Source organism: Tabrizicola sp., assembly GCF_051645465.1.
GTDB lineage: Bacteria > Pseudomonadota > Alphaproteobacteria > Rhodobacterales > Rhodobacteraceae > Tabrizicola.
Window position 1 is genome coordinate 1 of record NZ_JBOFBI010000044.1, and the last position, 2,829, is coordinate 2,829.

Here is a 2,829-nt window from a genome sequence, read left to right on the forward strand (position 1 = left end):
GGATGCTCGGCGGCGGGCGACTGCAAATGGCCTTTCTCGAAAGTGGTGCTCTCGACGAACTCGAGCTTTTCATCATTCCTGAAATGCTGGGTGGCGGACGCCCGCTCTTCCCGCTGACGGGGTTTCGATCGAACCCGAAACTGGTTTCCGCCGGTGACGTCGGACGCGGGTGCGTCAGGCTGCACTCCCGGTTCGAGCACGAGGTTCCTGCCGAAAGACCAATGCGAGGCCATGATGACACGGGCTGAGGACGTGCTGATCTGTCTGGTCGAGGTCCAGAAGAAAACTGGTCGTTCGGAAACGGCGGAGCACGACACGCTCCAGCCAACTAAAAGGTGAAAGCGTGACGCGCAAACCTGTTGTCCTAAAACGTTCGGACTGGGCCCAGAACGACAGGCTCTGGCACGGACACTTTGAGGGCAAAGACATCGGCACGAACGTCACCGTCCTGTTTTATGCCACCGAAGAAGTTGGCAAAGGCCCGCGCCTGCATGTGCACCCCTATGACGAGGTCTTCATCATCCGCACCGGGCGGGCACTTTTCACCATTGGCGATGAAGAAATCGAGGCGGAAGCCGGGCAAATACTGCTTGGCCCCGCTGGAGTGCCGCACAAATTCGTAAACCTCGGGCCGGGCCTGCTGGACACGACGGATATTCACCTGAGCGATAAATGGATTAAGACGAATCTGGATTAGCAGCGGCAGGTTCGAGAGCCCCGGTATCCGGTAGAGGCGGAATTTCCCGGGTAAGGAGTAGGCAAAATAAGCATGCTATCAACCAATAAGGAATCGAAGAGATGCAGAAGGTAACGGGAATAGGTGGCGTGTTCTTCAGGGCGAAGGAAACGCAGGCCCTTATCACATGGTACGAGCAGAACCTCGGTATCGACATAACGGACAAGACCTGGGTTCAGGAAGGCGGCCTGACGGTGTTTTCACCGTTCCGGGAGGACACTGACTATTTCGGGCGAAGAGAGCAGCAATGGATGATCTGCTTCAGGGTGGCGGATCTGGAGGCGATGCTTGCACAGCTCCGCGGAAGCGGGATCGAGGCAATCCAGAAGGACGAATGGAACTCCGAGGTCGGCACATTCGCCCGGATCCATGATCCGGAGGGCAATCCCATCGAGCTTTGGCAGCCCTCGGATGCGTAAGGGTGCTTTGACGGCTGCATTCACCTCAGGGTTCGCTCTGGCCTGGGCCCTTCTCGGCAGTTGGGCGCCAGAGACGATCGGCACCCCTGCACAGGCCGAAACCGGCGAAACGCCTTTCGAAGCGCGTCTGGACGCCGCGTTTCGCGAGATCGAGACGCAGAACCTCTCGGCGATTGTCGGAATCTCTCACGGCGGTTCAGAAGTGCTGCGCGAATTCGGCGGCCTCGCGACGGACGGCATTCTGCCCGAGGCCTCCCAGATTGACATCAATTCGATCACCAAGACCGTCACGGGCGTCATGGTGGCAAAGCTTGTCGAACAGGGCCGCCTGCGCTTCGACGAGCCGCTCAAGGACATTTTTTCCGATGTTCCGCAGGACAAGGCCGACATCACGATCCACCAGCTTCTGACGCATAGCAGCGGATTCCCCGAGTCCCTCGGCAATGACTATGAACCGCTCACCCGGGACGCCTTCCTTGCGCGGGCCTGGGCGACGGACCTGCTCTCGCCCCCCGGGTCCGTCTATCTCTACTCCAACGCCGGCTACAGCGTCCTTGCCGCCGCCATCGAGCTCCGGACGGGAAAGTCCTATGACGCCTATCTGCGCGAGGAGGTTCTGCCGGAGGGCTTTGCCAATACCGGATATGACGCGGTCTACCAGCCCGGCCAATCCATGCGCACCTCGGACGGGCTTGCGATCTGGCAGGCAAGCTGGGGCGATCACGAGCCCTACTGGAACCTGATTGGAAATGGCGGGCTTGTTTCGACGGTCCCTGAAACGATCGCGCTTCGAAAGGCATTCCGCGAAGGGCGGATTGTCCCGGCAGAGCTAGTGGACCTCGTGCAGCACCCACACATCGACGAAGGCGGGGGTGCGAGTTTCTACGGATATGGGCTGGTCGTCCTGGATGTTCCAGAGCTTGGGCGCATCTACTGGCATGACGGCGGGAACGACGTCTTTTCCGCTCATTGGATCGACATGGCGGACACAGCCGACATCTTGTTCACAGCAGGCCAGGGCGAAGCCGCGTTCGACGCGATGAGCATCCTCATGCGCCACCTCTACGACTTTGACGGATGATCCGATCCTCCGCGCAGAGAAATCGGGATTGCAGACATTCACAATAAAGGAACGCTTCGCAATGGAACTAATCGCAGGCCTTATCGACGTCTTCGCTGACAAACCGCTCAGCGGCAATCCTCTCGCTGTGGTCGAGGATGCCGACGACCTCACGGTCGCGCAAATGAAGCAGATTGCGGGGGAATTCAACCAGGCCGAGACGACCTTCATCATGCGAAGCACGCGGGCGGATCGAAAGCTGCGCTCCTTTACGGCCAGCGGCGCAGAGGTTGTTGGTGCCGGTCACAACGCCCTTGGGGCGTGGCTGTGGCTTGCCGAGGACGGCAAGCTCGGTCCACTGAACGCGCCACAGACCTTTCATCAGGAAATCGGCGACGATGTTCTGCCAATCGTCCTGACGACCGTCGGCGGCAGAATTTTCGGACACATGCGCCAGGCGCCGCTCAAGCTCGCCGCACCACTCGACGACTTTGCGGCCTTGGCTGGAGCGCTCGGGCTTCAGGTATCAGACATCATGACAACGCCAGCCCCTCGCCCAGGCGACACTGGCGCTTCGCACCTGCTCGTCCGCGTCCGCGACCCCGGTACGGTGG

At 60.1% G+C, this 2,829-nt stretch carries 5 protein-coding genes; all 5 read left to right on the plus strand.

What is annotated here, in order from left to right; genetic code table 11:
• A partial coding sequence (locus ACRCSW_RS02755) for a dihydrofolate reductase family protein (RefSeq protein WP_438702458.1) occupies nt 1-248 on the plus strand: 248 nt, incomplete at its 5' end.
• A gap of 95 nt (nt 249-343) precedes the next feature.
• The gene (locus ACRCSW_RS02760) at nt 344-697 is read left to right on the plus strand and encodes a cupin domain-containing protein (protein WP_438702459.1); all 354 of its coding nucleotides are present in this window, start codon (nt 344-346) and stop codon (nt 695-697) included.
• Between the two features lie 101 nt (nt 698-798).
• Nucleotides 799-1,155, plus strand: coding sequence for a VOC family protein (locus ACRCSW_RS02765; protein ID WP_438702460.1), 357 nt, complete (start codon nt 799-801; stop codon nt 1,153-1,155).
• The gene (locus tag ACRCSW_RS02770; RefSeq protein WP_438702461.1) at nt 1,148-2,236 is read left to right on the plus strand and encodes a serine hydrolase domain-containing protein; all 1,089 of its coding nucleotides are present in this window, start codon (nt 1,148-1,150) and stop codon (nt 2,234-2,236) included. The genes ACRCSW_RS02765 and ACRCSW_RS02770 overlap by 8 nt, the downstream gene beginning before the upstream one ends.
• Nucleotides 2,237-2,297: 61 nt before the next feature.
• On the plus strand, nt 2,298-2,829 hold a 532-nt coding region (locus ACRCSW_RS02775; protein ID WP_438702462.1), incomplete at its 3' end, for a PhzF family phenazine biosynthesis protein.